17 protein-coding genes are annotated in these 17,078 nt (G+C 64.4%); 12 read left to right on the top strand and 5 right to left on the bottom strand.

Annotated elements, in window-relative coordinates; genetic code table 11:
• Positions 1 to 5: 5 nt before the first annotated feature.
• Genes NKH04_RS04505 through NKH04_RS04515 form a run of 3 tightly spaced genes read right to left on the bottom strand, consistent with a single transcriptional unit; the run spans position 6 to position 4,190 of the window.
• Positions 6 to 1,496, bottom strand: a complete 1,491-nt coding sequence (locus NKH04_RS04505) for an aldehyde dehydrogenase (protein WP_352817956.1) — start codon at positions 1,494 to 1,496, stop codon at positions 6 to 8.
• Positions 1,493 to 2,686 (bottom strand): cytochrome P450, encoded by a 1,194-nt coding sequence (locus NKH04_RS04510; RefSeq protein WP_352469647.1) that lies wholly within the window; start codon positions 2,684 to 2,686, stop codon positions 1,493 to 1,495. Before NKH04_RS04510 ends, NKH04_RS04505 begins: the two co-directional genes overlap by 4 nt.
• Before the next feature lie 58 nt (positions 2,687 to 2,744).
• Complete coding sequence (locus tag NKH04_RS04515) at positions 2,745 to 4,190, bottom strand: APC family permease (protein WP_352469646.1); 1,446 nt, start codon at positions 4,188 to 4,190, stop codon at positions 2,745 to 2,747.
• A gap of 159 nt (positions 4,191 to 4,349) precedes the next feature.
• On the opposite strand from NKH04_RS04515, the gene NKH04_RS04520 reads away from it, so the two are divergent.
• The 4 genes from NKH04_RS04520 to NKH04_RS04535 are packed head-to-tail and all read left to right on the top strand — an operon-like array spanning position 4,350 to position 8,468.
• On the top strand, positions 4,350 to 5,138 hold the full coding sequence (locus tag NKH04_RS04520) for an IclR family transcriptional regulator (protein WP_353044041.1): 789 nt from the start codon (positions 4,350 to 4,352) through the stop codon (positions 5,136 to 5,138).
• A complete protein-coding gene (locus NKH04_RS04525) occupies positions 5,135 to 6,430 on the top strand; it encodes a Tm-1-like ATP-binding domain-containing protein (RefSeq protein ID WP_352685375.1) in 1,296 nt (431 codons plus the stop codon). The genes NKH04_RS04520 and NKH04_RS04525 overlap by 4 nt, the downstream gene beginning before the upstream one ends.
• Before the next feature lie 8 nt (positions 6,431 to 6,438).
• Positions 6,439 to 7,089, top strand: a complete 651-nt coding sequence (locus NKH04_RS04530) for an HAD family hydrolase (protein WP_352818419.1) — start codon at positions 6,439 to 6,441, stop codon at positions 7,087 to 7,089.
• Positions 7,090 to 7,115: 26 nt separating this feature from the next.
• The gene (locus tag NKH04_RS04535) at positions 7,116 to 8,468 is read left to right on the top strand and encodes an aminotransferase class III-fold pyridoxal phosphate-dependent enzyme (protein WP_352817961.1); all 1,353 of its coding nucleotides are present in this window, start codon (positions 7,116 to 7,118) and stop codon (positions 8,466 to 8,468) included.
• A gap of 13 nt (positions 8,469 to 8,481) precedes the next feature.
• Here the strand turns inward: NKH04_RS04535 and NKH04_RS04540 are convergent, their stop codons facing one another.
• Positions 8,482 to 9,351, bottom strand: a complete 870-nt coding sequence (locus NKH04_RS04540) for a helix-turn-helix domain-containing protein (protein WP_352817963.1) — start codon at positions 9,349 to 9,351, stop codon at positions 8,482 to 8,484.
• A gap of 91 nt (positions 9,352 to 9,442) precedes the next feature.
• Here NKH04_RS04540 and NKH04_RS04545 point away from each other — a divergent pair, with 91 nt between their 5' ends.
• Complete coding sequence (locus tag NKH04_RS04545; protein ID WP_352918366.1) at positions 9,443 to 10,987, top strand: 4-hydroxyphenylacetate 3-hydroxylase N-terminal domain-containing protein; 1,545 nt, start codon at positions 9,443 to 9,445, stop codon at positions 10,985 to 10,987.
• Positions 10,988 to 10,997: 10 nt separating this feature from the next.
• Positions 10,998 to 11,507 carry a flavin reductase gene (locus NKH04_RS04550; RefSeq protein WP_352469640.1) on the top strand — a complete coding sequence of 170 codons (510 nt, stop codon included), beginning with the start codon at positions 10,998 to 11,000 and terminating at the stop codon, positions 11,505 to 11,507.
• A gap of 6 nt (positions 11,508 to 11,513) precedes the next feature.
• Here NKH04_RS04550 and hpaR read toward each other — a convergent pair whose 3' ends face one another.
• Positions 11,514 to 11,924, bottom strand: a complete 411-nt coding sequence (hpaR, locus tag NKH04_RS04555) for a homoprotocatechuate degradation operon regulator HpaR (protein WP_352818422.1) — start codon at positions 11,922 to 11,924, stop codon at positions 11,514 to 11,516.
• A gap of 224 nt (positions 11,925 to 12,148) precedes the next feature.
• Between hpaR and NKH04_RS04560 the strand changes: the two genes are divergently transcribed.
• Genes NKH04_RS04560 through NKH04_RS04585 form a run of 6 tightly spaced genes read left to right on the top strand, consistent with a single transcriptional unit; the run spans position 12,149 to position 16,944 of the window.
• Positions 12,149 to 12,535 carry a 5-carboxymethyl-2-hydroxymuconate Delta-isomerase gene (locus NKH04_RS04560; protein ID WP_352817966.1) on the top strand — a complete coding sequence of 129 codons (387 nt, stop codon included), beginning with the start codon at positions 12,149 to 12,151 and terminating at the stop codon, positions 12,533 to 12,535.
• 14 nt (positions 12,536 to 12,549) lie between these two features.
• Positions 12,550 to 14,067, top strand: a complete 1,518-nt coding sequence (gene hpaE / locus NKH04_RS04565) for a 5-carboxymethyl-2-hydroxymuconate semialdehyde dehydrogenase (protein ID WP_352767526.1) — start codon at positions 12,550 to 12,552, stop codon at positions 14,065 to 14,067.
• A gap of 15 nt (positions 14,068 to 14,082) precedes the next feature.
• Positions 14,083 to 15,063, top strand: coding sequence for a 3,4-dihydroxyphenylacetate 2,3-dioxygenase (gene hpaD / locus NKH04_RS04570; RefSeq protein WP_352469637.1), 981 nt, complete (start codon positions 14,083 to 14,085; stop codon positions 15,061 to 15,063).
• 25 nt (positions 15,064 to 15,088) lie between these two features.
• Positions 15,089 to 15,964 (top strand): fumarylacetoacetate hydrolase family protein, encoded by an 876-nt coding sequence (locus NKH04_RS04575; RefSeq protein WP_352817968.1) that lies wholly within the window; start codon positions 15,089 to 15,091, stop codon positions 15,962 to 15,964.
• Entirely contained in the window at positions 15,961 to 16,767 is an 807-nt protein-coding gene (gene hpaH / locus NKH04_RS04580) for a 2-oxo-hept-4-ene-1,7-dioate hydratase (RefSeq protein ID WP_352817970.1), read from the top strand. The genes NKH04_RS04575 and hpaH overlap by 4 nt, the downstream gene beginning before the upstream one ends.
• 42 nt (positions 16,768 to 16,809) lie before the next feature.
• Positions 16,810 to 16,944, top strand: a complete 135-nt coding sequence (locus tag NKH04_RS04585; protein WP_352980510.1) for a hypothetical protein — start codon at positions 16,810 to 16,812, stop codon at positions 16,942 to 16,944.
• Positions 16,945 to 17,078: the final 134 nt, after the last annotated feature.

Consider the following 17,078-nt stretch of genomic DNA (forward strand, 5'->3'; position numbering starts at 1 on the left):
AACGGTCAGCCGAGAGAAATCCAGGCCGTTTTGAGATCGGTGTATTTGTCCAGCGCATGCATCGACTTGTCGCGACCGAAGCCGGACTGCTTGACGCCGCCGAGCGGCACGGTGATGTCGGCGCCGCCATAGGTGTTGACGTGGACGACGCCGGCATTGATGTTGCGCACCATACGATGCGCCGTGGAGAGGTTGGCGGTCCACACCGCCGAGGCAAGGCCATAGACCGTCGAATTGGCAAGCCGCACCGCCTCTTCCTCGGTCTCGAAGCGCATCACGCCGAGCACCGGCCCAAACACCTCCTCGCGGGCGAGTTGCATCTCTTGCGTCACGTTCTCGAAGATCGTCGGCGCCATGTAGCTGCCGCCGGTTTCGGCCAGGATCCGTCCGCCGCCGGTGACCAGACGGGCGCCTTCAGCTGTCGCCCGTTCGACGAAGCCGAGATTCTTGTCCAGCTGCTCGGCGCTTGATACCGCACCGACGTCGCTCGTCAGATTGAGCGGATCGCCGACCTTCAGCCGCGTGGTCGCTGCGAGGAGCTCGTCCATGAAGCGGTCGTAGACCGACGCCTGGACGAGCAGGCGCGAGCCGGCAACGCAGACCTGGCCGGAATTGCGAAAAATGCCGTTGGCCGAGACGATTGCGGCCTGTTTCAGGTCCGGGGCGTCGGCAAAGACGATGTTGGGCGACTTGCCGCCGAGTTCGAGGAAGACGCGCTTCAGATTGGAACGCGCCGCATACTCAAGCAGATGCCGGCCGACCGGCCCCGAGCCGGTGAAGGCTATGGCGTTGACATCCATGTGCAGGCCGAGCGCCTCGCCGGCAACCGCGCCACGGCCGGTAACGACGTTAAACACACCGGCGGGAAGCCCGGCTTCGGCAGCGAGCTCAGCCAGCCGCAGAAGCGTCAGCGAAGCGACCTCGGGCGGCTTGACGACGATGGAATTGCCGGCAGCCAGCGCCGGCGCGATCTTCCAGGCGCCGATCATCAATGGGAAATTCCAGGGTACGATGACGCCGACAACGCCGAGCGGCTCCTTGTGGATCAGCCCGAGCACATTCTCGGCCGTCGGCGCGATCTCGCCATAGACCTTGTCGATAGCCTCCGCGTAGTAGCGGATGGTGCCCGCGGCCGATAACGGCTCGGCCTTGTAGGCCATGCCGATCTCGGTGCCGTTGTCGCGGACGCCAAGCACCGCCAGTTCATCGACATGCTTTTCGACCAGCTCGGCTAACTTCGTCAGAATCTTCTTGCGGAAGGCGGGGGCGGCGCGCGACCACGAGCCCTTCTCAAACGCCTTGCGCGCCGACGCCACGGCGCGATCGACATCGACGGCGTTGCCGTCGGCGATGCTGGCGAACGGGCGGCCATCGATCGGCGAGATCACGGGCAGCGTGGCGCCACTTGCACCTGCGGTCTGCGCACCATCGATGAAGAGGTTTCGCACACCGACCTCGGCCTTGCGCAGCATATCGATGGTGTTCTGGTTGATCATTGGGTACCGGCTCCGAAGGCGACATGCAGGGTGGTTGGCGCGCGAAATTCCCAGCCCCGGAACACCGGTTCCTTGCCTGGCACCAGCCGCAGATCCGGAAACCGTTCCAGCAGAAGCCTTACCGCGAGGCACATCTGCTCGCGCGCAAAAAACCGACCCGAACAGAAGTGATGGCCAAAGCCGAAGGCAGCGTGGTTGCCTTCATCACGAAGGATGTCGAAACGGTCGGGATCGGAGAACCGGATTTCGTCGCGGCTGGCCGAGGAGACGAGCGCGGCGACTGGCGCGCCCGCCGGGATGGTCACGCCGCCGAGCTCGACCGCGCGCGTCGTCTGGCGCGTCTGCGTGCCGATCGGCGCGACCCATCGCAAACCCTCGTCGACCGCCTTCGGCACCAAGGTTTCCAGATCGTCCAGCACCTGCCGCATCTGCTCGGGATGCGAAAGCAGGCCGGCAAGTATGGAGCCGGCGCCATGGCCGGGCTCCTGCATGCCACCGAGCAGGATGACCTTGATGCTCGGCATCACGAAGTCGATGGCGCGGGTCGCACCCTGCGGCATGCCGTCATGCAGTATGTGCGACAGGGCGGAGTCGTCAGGCGCGTGGACAAGCCTCTCCAGCGTCGGCAGGATGGCGGCGCCAACCTCGGCGCTGATCGCATCGGCGATTTCCTGGCGCTTCGGATCGTTCTCGAAATTGATGGCGCCCTGGGCAAGGCCATAGAACCAGCGCCGCAAGGTCGGCATGTCGATGTCGGCCAGCCCGAGCGAGCGCGCCAGGCTGAGCGTCGACACCGGCTCGAAATACTCGGCCATCAGTTCCGCCGCACCCTGCTCGGCGATCCGGTCGAGATAGGGTCCGGCGATCGAGCGCACGAGATCCCCGGCATAGGAAGCGACGGTGCGCGGCCGGTATTTCGGGTCGACGCCCTGGCGCAGATCCTTGTGGACGTCTCCGTCGGTGGTCAGGATGGTCGGCTTGCCGAAGGAGCGTTCGACCGGGGATGTCCCGACAACCGCGGAGAAGATGTCGGGCGACTTCGCGACCGTTTCGACATCCTTCCAGCGGGTGACGAACCAGAGGTTGACCGCCGGCACGAAAGCGACCGGCGCGTTGCGCCTCAGTTCAGCATAGATCGGATACGGATCGGCTTCCAGCGCCTCAACGGTGATGCTCTCGGCAAAGCTCAACGCCGCTACTCCCCTAGGGTGAAGAAGGGGGCGGCGTCATGCGCCGCCCCTCTTGATCTCAGTCCTTCAAAGGCTGTCCAAGCTCGGCGAAGGCCACCGGATCCCGGCTCTTCAACGCGCTCGCCAGCACAAGGCCAACCACGGCCGCGATCAGCACCAGCGCCGGCAGGAACACGCCGAGGAACCCGCCAGCACCGGACAGGCCGCCGAAATTGATGACGATCAGGTAGATGATGATGACGAAGGCGATGAAGGTCAGCCCCGGCAGGATTGTGGTCTTCACCGCGTTCTCCTGACTGGACGGGTTGGCACGGAAGAACATCACGACGGCGAGCGAGGCCACCGCCATCATCACGATGACGCCGAGAGTGGCAACGTTGGTCAGCCACGAAAACAGCGCCAGCACCGGGTCAAGGCCAAGCACGGCGAAGAGCCCGACGACGACAGCGGCAAGCACGCTCTGGATGACCGAGGCGACATGCGGGCTCTGGTGCGTCGAATGGGTCACGCCGATGGTCCGCGGCAGGAGCTTCTCGCGGCCGGAAACATAGATGTAGCGGGCGACCGCATTGTGGAACGCCAGTACGCCGGCAAACAGGCTCGACACGAACAGGATGCTCATGGCGTGCGAGAGCATCGTTCCGGCGTAGCGGTCGGACAGGCCGAACAGGAACGTGGTCGGATCCTGAAGCCCCTGCAGCGCCGGCAGCAGCTTGTCAACGCCGGCACCGACCGCCATCAGCCATGCGGTGACCATGTAGAAGACGCCGATCAGGATGACGGAGAAATATGTCGCCCGCGGAATGGTGACCTTGGGGTCGCGCGCCTCCTCGGCATAGATCGTCGTTGCCTCGAAGCCGATGAACGCGGCAAAGCAGAACAGGATGGCGATCGCCGGCGCGCCGCTGGTGATCTGGCTCCAACTGAACGGCGCCGCTGACAGTCCACTATCGCCTCCGGTCTTGACGATCGCCATGTCGAGGATCAGCACCACGACGTATTCGGCAAGCACCAGAACGGTCAGGATCTTGGCCGACAGGTCGACCTGCCTGTAGCCGAGCACGGCGACGATGGCGATGGCGACGAAACTCCACGCCCACCAGGGCAAGTTGATGCCCCAGCCGGCGAACAGCCCGGCGGTCGCGGCACCGAGAAGGCCCATGACGCCGATCTGCATGGCATTGTAGGACAGGATTGCGATCAGCGCCGTGGCGCCGCCGGCGAGACCGCCGAGCCCGCGCGCCGCATACGCATAGAAGGCGCCTGCATTGCCGACATGGCGCGACATGGCGACATAGCCGACCGCGAACAACAGCAGCAGCAGCGTCACGATCAGATAGGTGCCGGCAAAGCCCGCGCCATTGCCCATCAGCATGCCGAGCGGCGTGCCGCCAGCCACAGCCGTCAGAGGCGCCGCTGCCGAGATCACCATGAAGGTGATGGCGCCAACGCCAAGGCTGTTCTTCCTCAGCCGGTTCGCTTCGCCGGCTTCAATTGTCGTCATCTTTCCCTCCAATTCCGCGCTGCGGAAGCCAAGTGTCCCTGAAATGTCGAGGCCCTGTTTCGGGCCGCCTTGTCGTTTCATTATTTGCAACGACATTTCGAATATAGACTTGCAAAGGAACCGGCTTCCTGTCAAGTTAATTCGCACGTTAAGTATCAGATGGAGGATCAGATACGCATGGGTACGGTGAGCAAGGCCATCACGCTCCTGGAAATGCTCGGTCGCGGCGAGCCCGAGACGGCGTTGGCTGACCTCGCCCGGCGCGCCGGCCATGACAAGGCAACAACGCGCCGGCTGCTGGTCTCCCTGATAGCGCATGGGCTGGTCGAGCAGGATGAAGCCACGCGTCTTTACCGGCTGGGCGCCGGTGTCGCGCGGCTGGCGCTGATGCGCGAAGCCCAGTTCCCCTTCCTGCGCATGGCGGTGCCGGTGGTCGAGGCGCTGGCGGCGGAAACCGATGAGACGGTGCACCTGTCGGAATATTCGAAGCGCGGCCTGATCACAGTCCATGTCGTCGAATCGACCAGGGCCAATCGCGTCAGCGTGCAACTCGGCGAGGTGCTGCCGATGCATGCGACGGCTTCTGGCATTGCGTTCCTGGCGTTCACGGAAGAGCGTATCCGAGACGCTGTTCTGGCCGGACCGCTGCCGGCCTTCACGCCCCACACAATACGCGACGCGAAAACACTTGCCGAGCATGTCGCCGCCGCCCGCGCGCGCGGGCACTCGACCGGCTCGCAAGGCTTCGAGGAGGGCGTGCTCAGCGTCGCGGCGCCGATCCTCGGCGCCGACGGTTTTGCCATTGGCATCATCGCCGTCGCGGCGCCTAAGGTGCGGGTCCAGAAGGGCGAGATCGAGCGCTATGGCGCCAGTGTGGCGGCGGCTGCGCGCGTTATCAGCGAGCGGCTTTTCGGACGGCAGGGCCAGCCGGGCCTCAAGCGAGCATGACAACAAATACCCCTGCAAGGAGATTGACTGTGGAGGAGACACGCCGAATCCTGGTTATAGGCACCGGTGACACCAAGGCCGACGAATTGCTCTTCATGCGCGAGCGCATCGAGGCGGTCGGCGGTGTCGCCGTGATGATGGATGTGAGCGTGCTCGGCGATCCGCCCTACCAGCCGGCGCATGACAAGCATGCGGTGGCTCAAGCTGCCGACACGACCATCGAGGCGATCATCGCCAGCGGCGACGAGAATTCGGCGATGACGCTGATGGCGCTCGGCGCCTCGCGGCTTGCCCGCGCACTCTGCGACAAGGGCGAAATCCACGGTTTCATCGCGCTCGGTGGCTCGATGGGCACCGACCTTGCGCTTGACGTCGCGCTGGCGCTGCCGCTCGGCGTGCCGAAATTCGTCATCTCGACCATTGCCTATTCACATCTGCTGCCACCAGAACGGATCGCCACAGACCTGATGATGATCCTGTGGGCGGGCGGTCTCTATGGCCTCAACAGTGCCTGCAAGGCGGTGCTGTCGCAGGCCTGCGGAGCGGTGGTGGGTGCCGCGCGCGCCGTCGTTAAGCCGGACGCGACGCGGCCCAGGATAGGCATGAGTTCGCTGGGAAAAAGCTGCCTGCACTATATGGTGACGCTGAAGCCGGAGCTGGAGAAGCGCGGCTATGAAGTCATCGTCTTCCACACCACCGGCATGGGCGGCCGGGCGCTGGAGGCGATCGCCGCGCAGCGCGGCTTCGTCGCGGTGATGGATTTCAGCCTGCAGGAACTCGCCAACCAGCTGACCGGCTCGGTGGTGAATTCGGGCTCCGACCGGCTGGAAAATGCCGGTCGGCAAGGCATCCCTCAGATCGTGGCACCTGGCGCCGTCGACATGGTGGATTTTCCGACCTGGCAAGCAGTGCCTGCCCGTTTCTTCGAACGGCCGTACCATGCGCACAACCGCCTGCTCGCCTCGGTGACATCAGACGGCGAAACCCGCAAGGAGATCGCGCGCGCCATCGGCGAGAAGCTCGCCGCCGCAACCGGGCCGACCGCCTTCATCCTGCCGGCAGGCGGCATCCAGCAATGGGACCAGGAGGGCGAGCCGCTGCACGAACCGGAGGCGCTGTCGGCCTTTGTCGAGGAGATGCGCTCGAGCGTGCCCGGCAATGCCGAGTTGCACGAGATATCAGGGCACATCAACGACGCCGCCTTCAGCGCCAAGGCGCTGGAGATCTTCGACCGCTGGGTCGCCGAAGGCATTGTGCCGCTGGGCGCGCCGGAAGGAACACAAGCTGCATGAGCGGGCCATTGCCAAAGGCGCTGGTGCTTGACTTCGGCGGCGTCGTCACCCGCACGCTGTTCGAGACGCACGCGCTGACCGAACGCGCGTTGGACTTGACGCCCGGCACGCTCGGCTGGCGCGGGCCGTTCGATTCGGAATCCGACCCGCTGTGGCGTTCCATGCAAGCCGACGAGATCAGCGAGCGCGACTACTGGAAGACGCGCACGCGTGAAGTCGGCCGTCTCGTCGGCGAGGACTGGGACGACATGTCGACTTTCGTGCAGCGGGCGCGCGGCGCCGACCCGCAAGCGGTGGTGCGGCCAGAGGCGGAACGAGCGATCCGTGTGGCGCATGAAGCTGGCATCCGGCTCGCCATCCTCTCCAACGAGCTCGACTTGTTCTACGGCAACAGCTTTCGCGAGCGCCTGCCGCTGCTGTCGCTGTTCGAGACCATCATCGACGCCACCTACACGCATATCCTGAAGCCCGATCCGCGCGCTTATGCGATGGTGAGCGAAGCACTGCACTTGCCGCCCGCGGCTTGCGTCTTCGTCGACGACCAGAAGCGTAACGTCGACGGCGCGGTCGCCGCCGGCATGCTGGCCGTGCATTTCGACGTCGCCCAACCGGGGCAAGGCTATGCAGAGGCGCTCGGCCATTTCGGCGTTGCGGCCTAAGAATTCAAGAAACGGAGTTCCCACCGATGCGCGACATCAACTTCCTCACCGAGAACAACGCCAAGCCGATCTGGCATCCGATGGCGCATCCGGCCGAGATGCGCGCGACGCCGCCAAAGATCATCATGAAGGGCGAAGGCGTCTCGGTCACCGATGCCGAAGGCCGCACCGTCCTCGATGCAGTCGGGGGCCTGTGGAACGTCAACCTCGGCTACAGCTGCGATCCGATCAAGAAGGCGATCGCAGCACAACTCGACGCCCTGCCCTATTATTCCGGCTTTCGCGGCACCTCGACCGGACCGTCGATCGAGCTTGCCTATGAGCTGTGCGACTGGTTCGCTCCCGAGGGCATGGTACGGACCTTCTTCACCTCCGGCGGCTCGGACTCGGTCGAGACGGCACTGCGGCTGTCGCGGCAATACTGGAAGATCAGGGGCCAGGGCGACCGGACGAAGTTCCTGGCGCTGAAGAAGGGCTATCACGGCACGCATTTCGGCGGCGCCTCGGTCAACGGCAACGCCAATTTCCGCCGCAACTACGAGCCGCTGATGCCCGGCGTTTTCCACACGCCAGCGCCTTGGACCTACCGCAACCCATTCGACGAGACCGGCCCGGCGAAGCTGGCGAAACTCTGCGCGCGGGCGATCGAAGACGAGATCGCCTTCCAGGGCGCCGACACCATCGCGGCCTTCATCATGGAGCCGGTGCTCGGCGCCGGCGGTGTGATCGTTCCGCATGAGAGCTTCATGCCGATGGTGCGGGCGATCTGCGACCGTCACGACATCCTGCTCATCGCCGACGAGGTGGTGACCGGCTTCGGTCGCACCGGCGCCTGGTCGGGCTCGCGGCTCTCCGGAGTGAAGCCGGATTTCATGAGCATCGCCAAGGCGATCACCTCAGGCTACTTCCCGCTCGGCGCCACGCTGATCAGCGCCAAGGTTGCCGACGTCTTCGAGGCCGACAAGACCAGCTTCGGCTCGATCGGGCACGGCTACACCTATTCCGGCCATCCGGTCGGCTGCGCGGCGGGGCTGGCCACACTCGCCGAGACCAAGCGGCTTGCCGTCAACGAGAATGCGGCGGCGCGCGGTGTCGAACTCGGCAATGCGCTGGAAGCGCTGAAGACGAAGCACGCTCTGGTCGGCGATGTGCGCTACCAAGGGCTGATGGCGGCGCTCGAACTGGTTTCCGACCGTGCCGCCAAGAAGCCGACCGACAAGAAGACGATGAATGCCGCCGCAGAGGCCGCCTACAAGGCCGGCGTCATGCTGCGCGTCTCCGGCAACACCATCATCCTGTCGCCGCCGCTGGTGATCTCGTCCGCCGATGTGGCAAAGATCGCCGAGGCTCTCGACGCCGGACTGACGGCAGCCGCCTGAGCGACGGTGACGCTCAGTCCTGACCGAGCCGCAGGCGTCGCCACGCCGCCGGCGAGAGGCCGACGGCGGCGCGGAAGAAGCGCGAGAAATAAGCCGGGTCGTTGAACCCGGTCTCATAGGCGATGTCCTCGACCGGGCGCACGGTGAACAGCAGCAGGCGCTTGGCCTCGACCAGCCGCCGCTCACCAACCGCCTGGCGTACGCCCGCGCCGAGCACCTGCCGCGCTGCCTTGTCGAGCAGATGGCGCGTGGTGCCGAGCGCGGCGACATAGCGCTCGACCGGCCAGTCGTCGCGAAAATGCCGGTCGATCAGACGCCGCAGCCGGCCGCCCAGCGCCACCGTCGCCGGCACCGCGACAGCATGCGACTGCGCATCGAGGCGGGCGATGCCCGACAATGCCACGGCGATCAGCGGCGGCAGGATTTTCTCCATACCGGGCAACCTGTCGGCATATTCCGCCTGGATCATCGTAACCGTATCACCCAACCTTTCCCAGAGGGCCGTTTCACCGCGTCCGGTGACGAAGACCGGCTGGTCGAGCGGCAGCGCGGACTGCTCAGCGATCGCCGCAAGGGCAGCATCGGCGACCGAGACAACGACGGCGTCGGCGCCCGTCTCGATGCTGAATCCGTGTACCACGCCGCTCGGCATGAAGCTCACCGTCGGCGCCGAAAAACTCCAGGTCTCGTCTTCGATCCGATAAATGCCGCTGCCGCCGGTCCAGAAGGTGATCTGCGCCATTTGCGGGTGCTTGTGCGCGAGAACCTGGCCGCGATGCACGGACGCACGTGCAAGAACAGTCTCGACATGCAGGAATCCGACGTCGAGCGCACGCGCCGGTTCGCCGTAGACGAAGAATTCGGGAATGGCAGTCTGGCTCATCACGGCGAAAAAATCCAAGTGGTTCTATACTTTCGTCCATAAACCTTTGTCACGACGATCGCTACAGTTGACGCGTTAAAGGAGGATCATGATGCGATCGGAAGATTTCCGGGCCGACACGAAACGGCCGTTTACCGGTGCCGAATATTTGCAGAGCCTGCGCGACGGGCGCGAGGTCTATATCAATGGCGAGCGGATTGCCGACGTCACCACCCATCCGGCGATGCGCAACTCGGCGCGCTCGCTGGCCCGCCTCTACGATGCCTTGCACGGTCCGGCGCGGCAGGCGGTGCTGACCTCGCCGACCGACACCGGTTCTGGCGGCTACACGCACAAATATTTCCGCGTCGCCCATTCCGCCGCGGATCTCGCCGCACAGCAGACCGCCATCGCCGACTGGTCGCGCATGTCCTACGGCTGGATGGGGCGCACGCCCGATTACAAGGCAGCACTTATGAACACGCTCGGCGCCAATGCCGAGTGGTACGGCCCGTTCAGGGACAATGCACTCGCCTGGCACAAACGCGCCCAGGAAGCGGCCCTGTTCATGAACCATGCCATCGTCAACCCGCCGATCGACCGCCACAAGCCGGCCGAGCAGGTGAAGGACGTGTTCGTGCACATCACGAAGGAGAACGACGCCGGCATCTGGGTGTCCGGCGCCAAGGTGGTGGCGACGTCGTCAGCGCTCACCCATTACAATTTCCTGGCGCAGAGCTCGGCGACGGTCACCGAGGACCCGTCATTGTCGGTGATGTTCATCGTGCCTATGAACGCGCCGGGGATAAAGATGTTCTGCCGCGTCTCTTACGAGCAGACGGCCAACACGGTCGGCCATCCCTTCGACTATCCGCTGTCGTCTCGTTTCGACGAGAACGATGCGATCCTGGTGCTGGACAATGTCTTCATCCCCTGGGAGGACGTGCTGGTGCTGCGCGATGCGCAGAAGATCCTCTCCTTCCACCCAGCGTCGGGCTTCATGCACGGCTATTGTTTTCAGGGCTGCACGCGCTTCGCTGTCAAGCTCGACTTCCTCGCAGGCCTGCTGGCGAAGGCGCTGCGCGCGACGGGCGGGGATGCCTTCCGCGGCAACCAGGCGGCCCTCGGCGAAGTAATTGCGCTGCGCCACATGTTCTGGAGCTTTTCCAACGCCATGGCGCACAACCCGATCCCATGGGCGAACGGCGCCGTGCTGCCCAATCTCGAAGCGGCGCTCGCCTATCGCACTTTCATGTCGGAGGCCTATCCGCGCGTTATCGATACGGTGCGCCGAGTCATCGCTTCGGGGCTGATCTACCTGCCGTCCTCGGCAAAGGATTTCGACAATCCGGAGATCGACAAGTACCTTGCCCAGTACGTGCGCGGCTCCAATGACATGGGCCATGTCGAACGCATCAAGATCATGAAGCTGCTGTGGGATGCGACCGGCACCGAGTTCGGCGGCCGCCACGCGCTCTATGAGCTCAACTATGCCGGTGCGCCGGAAGAGGTGCGGCTGCAGGTGCTGAAGGGCGCTGAGCGCGGCGGGCGCCTGAGGGCGATGGAGGAACTGGTCGACACCTGCATGGCCGACTACGACGAAAAGGGCTGGACCGGCGACACCTGGCTGCCGCCGCTGCCGGCTGGCGCAAGCTGAGGTCCCGGCCATGGAGCCACAAGTTGCAAGGCTGGAGTTCCGTGAGGCGATGGCGCGGGTCTGTGCGCCGGTCAACATCGTCACGACTGATGGTCCGGCCGGCCGCGGCGGCTTCACTGCGACCGCCATGTGCAGCGTTTCCGACGATCCGCCGACGCTGCTTGTGTGCATGAACGAGCGCTCGGCGCAGACCGGCCTGTTCCTCGCCAACCAGCGTTTCTGCGTCAACGTGCTGACGCAGTTACACACCCATCTGGCGGCAAAGTTCGCCGGCACGATCCGCGACATGAGCGAGCGCTACAATGCGGCAAGATGGCAGACCATGCCGTCCGGCATGCCGGCGCTGCTCGACGCCATCGTCAGCTTCGATTGCGAGATCGGCGACGTGAACAAGGTTGGCACGCACAATGTGATGTTCGGCCGCGTCGTCGACATCCGCCACGGCAGCGACGAGGCGGCGCTGCTCTATGTCGGCCGCAACTACATGCAGCCGAGCGCACTCGGCAGTTTTGGCGGGTAGAGGCTGTCAGGTCTGGTTTTCGGATGATTCCGACTGAATCAGGCTTTCGAGCAGGTCGAGCAGGTGCTCATGCTGTTCGGCGCCGTAGCGCTGCTCGATCGCATCGTAGATGGCGATGCGCTCGGGCGACAAATCCTCGATCAGCACCAGCCCGGCCGGGCTGATTGCGAGCAGCGCCCGGCGACCGTCATCCTTGACCTTGTTGCGGGTGATGAACTGCCGTTCCTCCATCGCCTTGATGATACGGGTCAGGCTGGGCGGAAGGATCGAGGCGCGATGGGCAAGTTCGGTTGCCTCGAGCGGCCCGGCTTCGGCAAGCACACGCAGCACACGCCATTGCTGCTCTGTGATGTCGTGGCGGGCAAGCATCGGCCGGAAATGCGCCATGATCACTTCGCGGGCGCGAAGCAGAGCCATGGGCAGGGAGCGGCGGGTGCTGGGCGGTAGCAAGGTCAGGTCTCCAAAAAATTCCAATTCCGGTACGACTCGCACCACACAATGAGGCTCGGATCGCAGCTATATCCGCGATTTTGCCGGGGGCGGCAATCCCACCATCGGGAGCTGTACCTGCATAGAGAACGACACTTGACATTCCGCCGTCAAGATGTAATTCACATGTTAATTACAAGGTGGAGGAAACCTTGCCACATATGGCGATCGAATATTCGGCGAATCTCGACGCCAAGGTCGACATCAGCGCGCTTTGCACGCTGGTCGCTCGCACCATCCTCGAAACCGGCCTGTTCGAACATGGCGCGGTGAGGGTACGCGCTTTCTGCGCCGAGGCATACGCGATCGCCGATCGCCTCCCGGAGAACGGGTTCATCGACATGAACTTCCGCATCGGCAAGGGCCGCAGCGCCGAGGAAAAGAAACGCACCGGCGAGGCGATCTTCACTACTGTTTCGGATCATCTCGCATCTCTGTTCACGACGCCGCATTTCGCGCTGTCGCTGGAGATCCGCGAGATCGATGCCGAACTAAGCTGGAAGAAGAATGCCATCCACCCGCGCCTGGGCGGCAAGTGACAGGAACCCATATCATGGCGGCATTGGACGACAATCTGAGAAAGGCCGAGGCCTATCTCGAGCGCTTCAGAAGCGCTGGCGTGCTCAACCAGATCGGCGGCGAAGCCGTGCCGGCCGCCGACGGCTCGACATACGAGACGCTGTCGCCAATCGACCTGAAGCCGATCGCCAAGGTGGCACGCGGCAAGGCCGCCGACATCGACCGCGCCGCCAAAGCGGCGAAGGCTGCCTTCCGCGACTGGGCGGCGATATCAGGCGACGCCCGCAAGAAGCAGTTGCACAAAATAGCCGACGCCATCGTCGCGCGGGCCGAGGAAATCGCTTTCGTCGAATGCATGGACACCGGCCAGTCATTGAAGTTCATGGCCAAGGCAGCGCTGCGCGGCGCGGAGAACTTCCGCTTCTACGCCGACCGCGCGCCGGAGGCCCGCGACGGCCACGCGATCCGCGCACCGAACCAGGTCAACATGACGACGCGCGTGCCGGTCGGCCCGGTCGGCGTGATCACGCCGTGGAACACACCTTTCATGCTGTCGACCTGGAAGATCGCGCCGGCGCTCGCCGCCGGCTGTACGATCGTCCACAAGCCAGCCGAGTTCTCGCCGCTGACGGCACGGCTATTGGTCGAGATCGCCGAGGAGGCCGGCCTGCCGAAGGGCGTGTGGAACCTCGTCAACGGCTTTGGCGAGGACGCCGGCAGAGCGCTGACCGAACACCCCGACATCAAGGCGATCGGCTTCGTCGGCGAAAGCCGCACCGGCTCGATGATCATGAAGCAGGGTGCCGACACGCTGAAGCGCGTGCATTTCGAGCTCGGCGGCAAGAACCCGGTCATCGTCTTTGCCGATGCCGACCTGGAGCGGGCCGCCGACGCTGCCGTCTTCATGATCTATTCGCTGAACGGCGAGCGCTGCACCTCGTCCTCACGCCTGCTGGTCGAGGAAAGCATCTACGACAAGTTCACCGCGCTGGTGGCGGAGAAGGCCAAGCGCATCAGGATAGGCCATCCGCTCGACCCCGAAACCGTGGTTGGCCCACTGATCCATCCGGCGCATGAGGAAAAGGTGCTGTCCTATATCGAGATCGGCAAGTCGGAAGGCGCTGTCGTCGCCGCCGGCGGCGGCAAGTTCGCCGGTCCGGGCGGCGGCTGCTATGTCAGCCCGACGCTGTTCGTCGGCGCCACCAACAAGATGCGCATCGCCCAGGAAGAGATATTCGGACCCGTGCTGACCGCCATCTCGTTCAAGGACGAGGCCGAGGCGCTGGCGCTGGCCAACGACACGCAATACGGCCTGACCGGCTATCTCTGGACCTCGGACGTCACCCGCGCCTTCCGCTTCACCGACGCGCTCGACGCCGGCATGATCTGGGTCAATTCGGAGAATGTGCGCCACCTGCCGACGCCGTTCGGCGGCGCCAAGAACTCAGGCATCGGCCGCGACGGCGGCGACTGGTCGTTCGATTTCTACATGGAAACCAAGAACATCGCGTTCGCCACGGCGCCGCATTCCATCCAGAAGCTCGGCGGCTGACCGGAGACCCCAACGATGCCCTTGCCCACACCCAATCTCTACCCGGCATTCAACATCGTGCGGCTCAGCCACGTCGAGCTGGCTGTTACGGACCTCGGTAAGTCGCGCGCGTTCTATGTCGACACGCTCGGCCTGCAGGTGACCGACGAGACCAAGGACGCCATCTATCTGCGCGCCATGGAAGAGCGCGGCCACCATTGCATCGTGCTCAGGAAAGGTGCCGCGCCGGAAGCCCGCGACCTCGGCTTCAAGCTGTTTTCCGACGACGATCTCGACAAGGCCGAGCACTTCTTCAAAGCCAGGGGCCTGCCTGTGAAATGGGTCGAGCGGCCCTACCAGTCGCGTACCTTCCGCACCCGCGACCCGCACGGCATTCCGCTCGAATTCTATTCCAGAATGGAGCGGCTGCCGCCGATCCATCAGAAGTATGCGCTGTATAAGGGCGTCAAGCCGCTGCGCATCGACCACTTCAACTGCTTCTCGCCCAATGTCGATGAATCGGTGGCGTTCTACAACGAGCTCGGCTTCCGCGTGACCGAGTACACGGAGGATGCCGCGACCGGAAGACTTTGGGCGGCATGGACGCACCGCAAGGGCGGTGTCCACGACATCGCCTTCACCAACGGCATTGGCCCACGCCTGCACCACGTCGCCTTCTGGGTGCCGACGCCGCTCAACATCATCGATCTGCTCGACCTGATGGCCACCACCGGCTGGCTGCCGAACATCGAGCGCGGCCCCGGCCGGCACGGCATCTCCAACGCCTTCTTCCTCTATATCCGTGATCCCGACAATCACCGCATCGAGATCTATTGCTCGGACTACCAGACGGTAGATCCCGACCTAGAGCCGATCAAATGGGACCTCAAGGACCCGCAGCGCCAGACGCTGTGGGGCGCACCGGCGCCGAAGAGCTGGTTCGAGGAAGGCAGCACCTTTGCCGGCGTCGAGCCGCGCAAGTCCGATCTGGCGGCCTCGCCGATCGTCGCGCCGTGACGTCGGCTAACTGCAGGGGAAACAAATGAGCGCGGCACGTCTCGCCACCTTCACCGTTGGCGGCAAAACGCGCTACGGCGCAATCACCGACAAGGGCGTCGTCGACCTGTCGGCGCGACACGCACAGTGGCCGAGTTTGCGCGAGGTGATAGAGGCCGGCGCACTGCGACGGCTGACGGAAGAGGCGGACGCTTTCGCCGCCGATTTCCCGCTCGACGCCATCGCCTACGAGATACCCGTCCCCTCGCCCGAAAAGATCATCTGCGTCGGCGTCAACTATCCGGACCGCAACGAGGAGTACAAGGACGGACAGGCCGCACCCTCGAACCCGTCGCTGTTCATCCGCTTCCCGCGCTCCTTCGTCGGCCATGGCACGCCCCTCGTGCGGCCGTGGGAATCGCCGCAGCTCGATTATGAGGGCGAGATCGTCATCGTCATCGGCAAGGGCGGCCGCAGGATCGCCGAGGCGGATGCGCTGGGCCATATCGCAGCACTTTCGCTCTGCAACGAAGGGACCATCCGCGACTGGGTGCGCCACGCCAAGTTCAATGTCACCCAGGGCAAGAACTTCGACCGGACCGGCTCTATCGGCCCCTGGCTTGTGCCGTTCACCGACGAGGCACAGATCGCTGACATCGCGCTGACCACGCGCGTCAATGGCGAGGTTCGCCAGCAGGACCGCACCGGCCGCATGATCTTTTCCTTCCGCAAGATCATCAACTACATCTCGACCTTCACCACGCTGGCGCCGGGCGACATCATCGTCACCGGCACGCCGACCGGCGCCGGCGCCCGGTTCGACCCGCCAATCTGGCTGAAGCCGGGCGATGTGATCGAGGTCGAGGCCGACGGTATTGGCTTGCTCAGCAACGGCGTCGTCGACGAAGGGACCGGCCGATGATGACGCCAGAACAGGTCGAAGACGCGGCCGCGAGGCTGTTCGAGGCCGAGCGCGACCGCCGCCAGATCAGGCTGCTCAGCCTTGATTTCCCCGGGGCGACGATGGATGACGCCTATCTCGTCCAGGCGGCGCTGGTGAAACGAAAAGTGGCCTCGGGCCTGACGATCAAAGGCTGGAAGATCGGCCTGACCTCCAAGGCGATGCAGTCGGCGCTCGCCATCGACATTCCGGATTCCGGTGTGCTGTTCGACGACATGTTCTTCGATGACGGCGGCACCGTTCCAGCCGGCCGCTTCATCCAGCCGCGCATCGAGGCCGAGATCGCCTTCGTAATGAAGGCGTCGCTGGCCGGTCCGGACGTGTCGATCGACGACGTGCTCGACGCCACCGACTACATCACGCCGGCGCTGGAGATCCTCGACACCCGTATCGAGCGCGTCAACAAGGAGAGCGGCAGGATACGGACCTTCTTCGACACCATCTCCGACAATGCCGCCAATGCCGGCGTCGTCGTCGGCGGCCGTCGTGCCGCACCGCGCGAGGCCGACCTGCGCTGGATCGGCGCCATCCTGTCGCGCAATGGCGAGGTCGAAGAGACCGGGCTCGGCGCCGGGGTGCTCGATCATCCGGCGAAGGGCATCGCCTGGCTGGCCAACCGGCTGCATCAGTACGGCATGCAGATATCCGCCGGACAGGCCGTGCTGTCGGGCTCGTTCATCCGGCCCGTGGAGTGTCGCCACAGTGACACTATCGCTGCCGATTTCGGACCCTATGGAGCGATCCGCATCACCTTTGCCCGCTAGCGGCAATTCCTCCATAGCCCGCTGACCCGACTTGCCGGCGGCGTGCTGAAACAGAACCCGGAAGAGCCCGAAAGGGTGTCGGCACTCCTTGCCAGCCTTCAAAGTATCGGCGCCGAAATCCGGGTGCCGCGCGAACAACCGTTCGATGCCATCGCTTTGCTGGACGATCAGGATTAACTCGACTTCCATCGCTGGCCGCGTTCCTGAAAGGCTTTATTACGCGATAGACCACGATCCGCTGACGCGCTTTTGCGCTCCTGTTTCAATCCGAGCCGCTGTCCCGAGCCGCTGTGCAGTTTTGGGCAACATGC

The sequence above is a fragment of the Mesorhizobium sp. M1365 genome, from assembly GCF_040317865.1.
Taxonomy (GTDB): Bacteria; Pseudomonadota; Alphaproteobacteria; order Rhizobiales; family Rhizobiaceae; genus Mesorhizobium.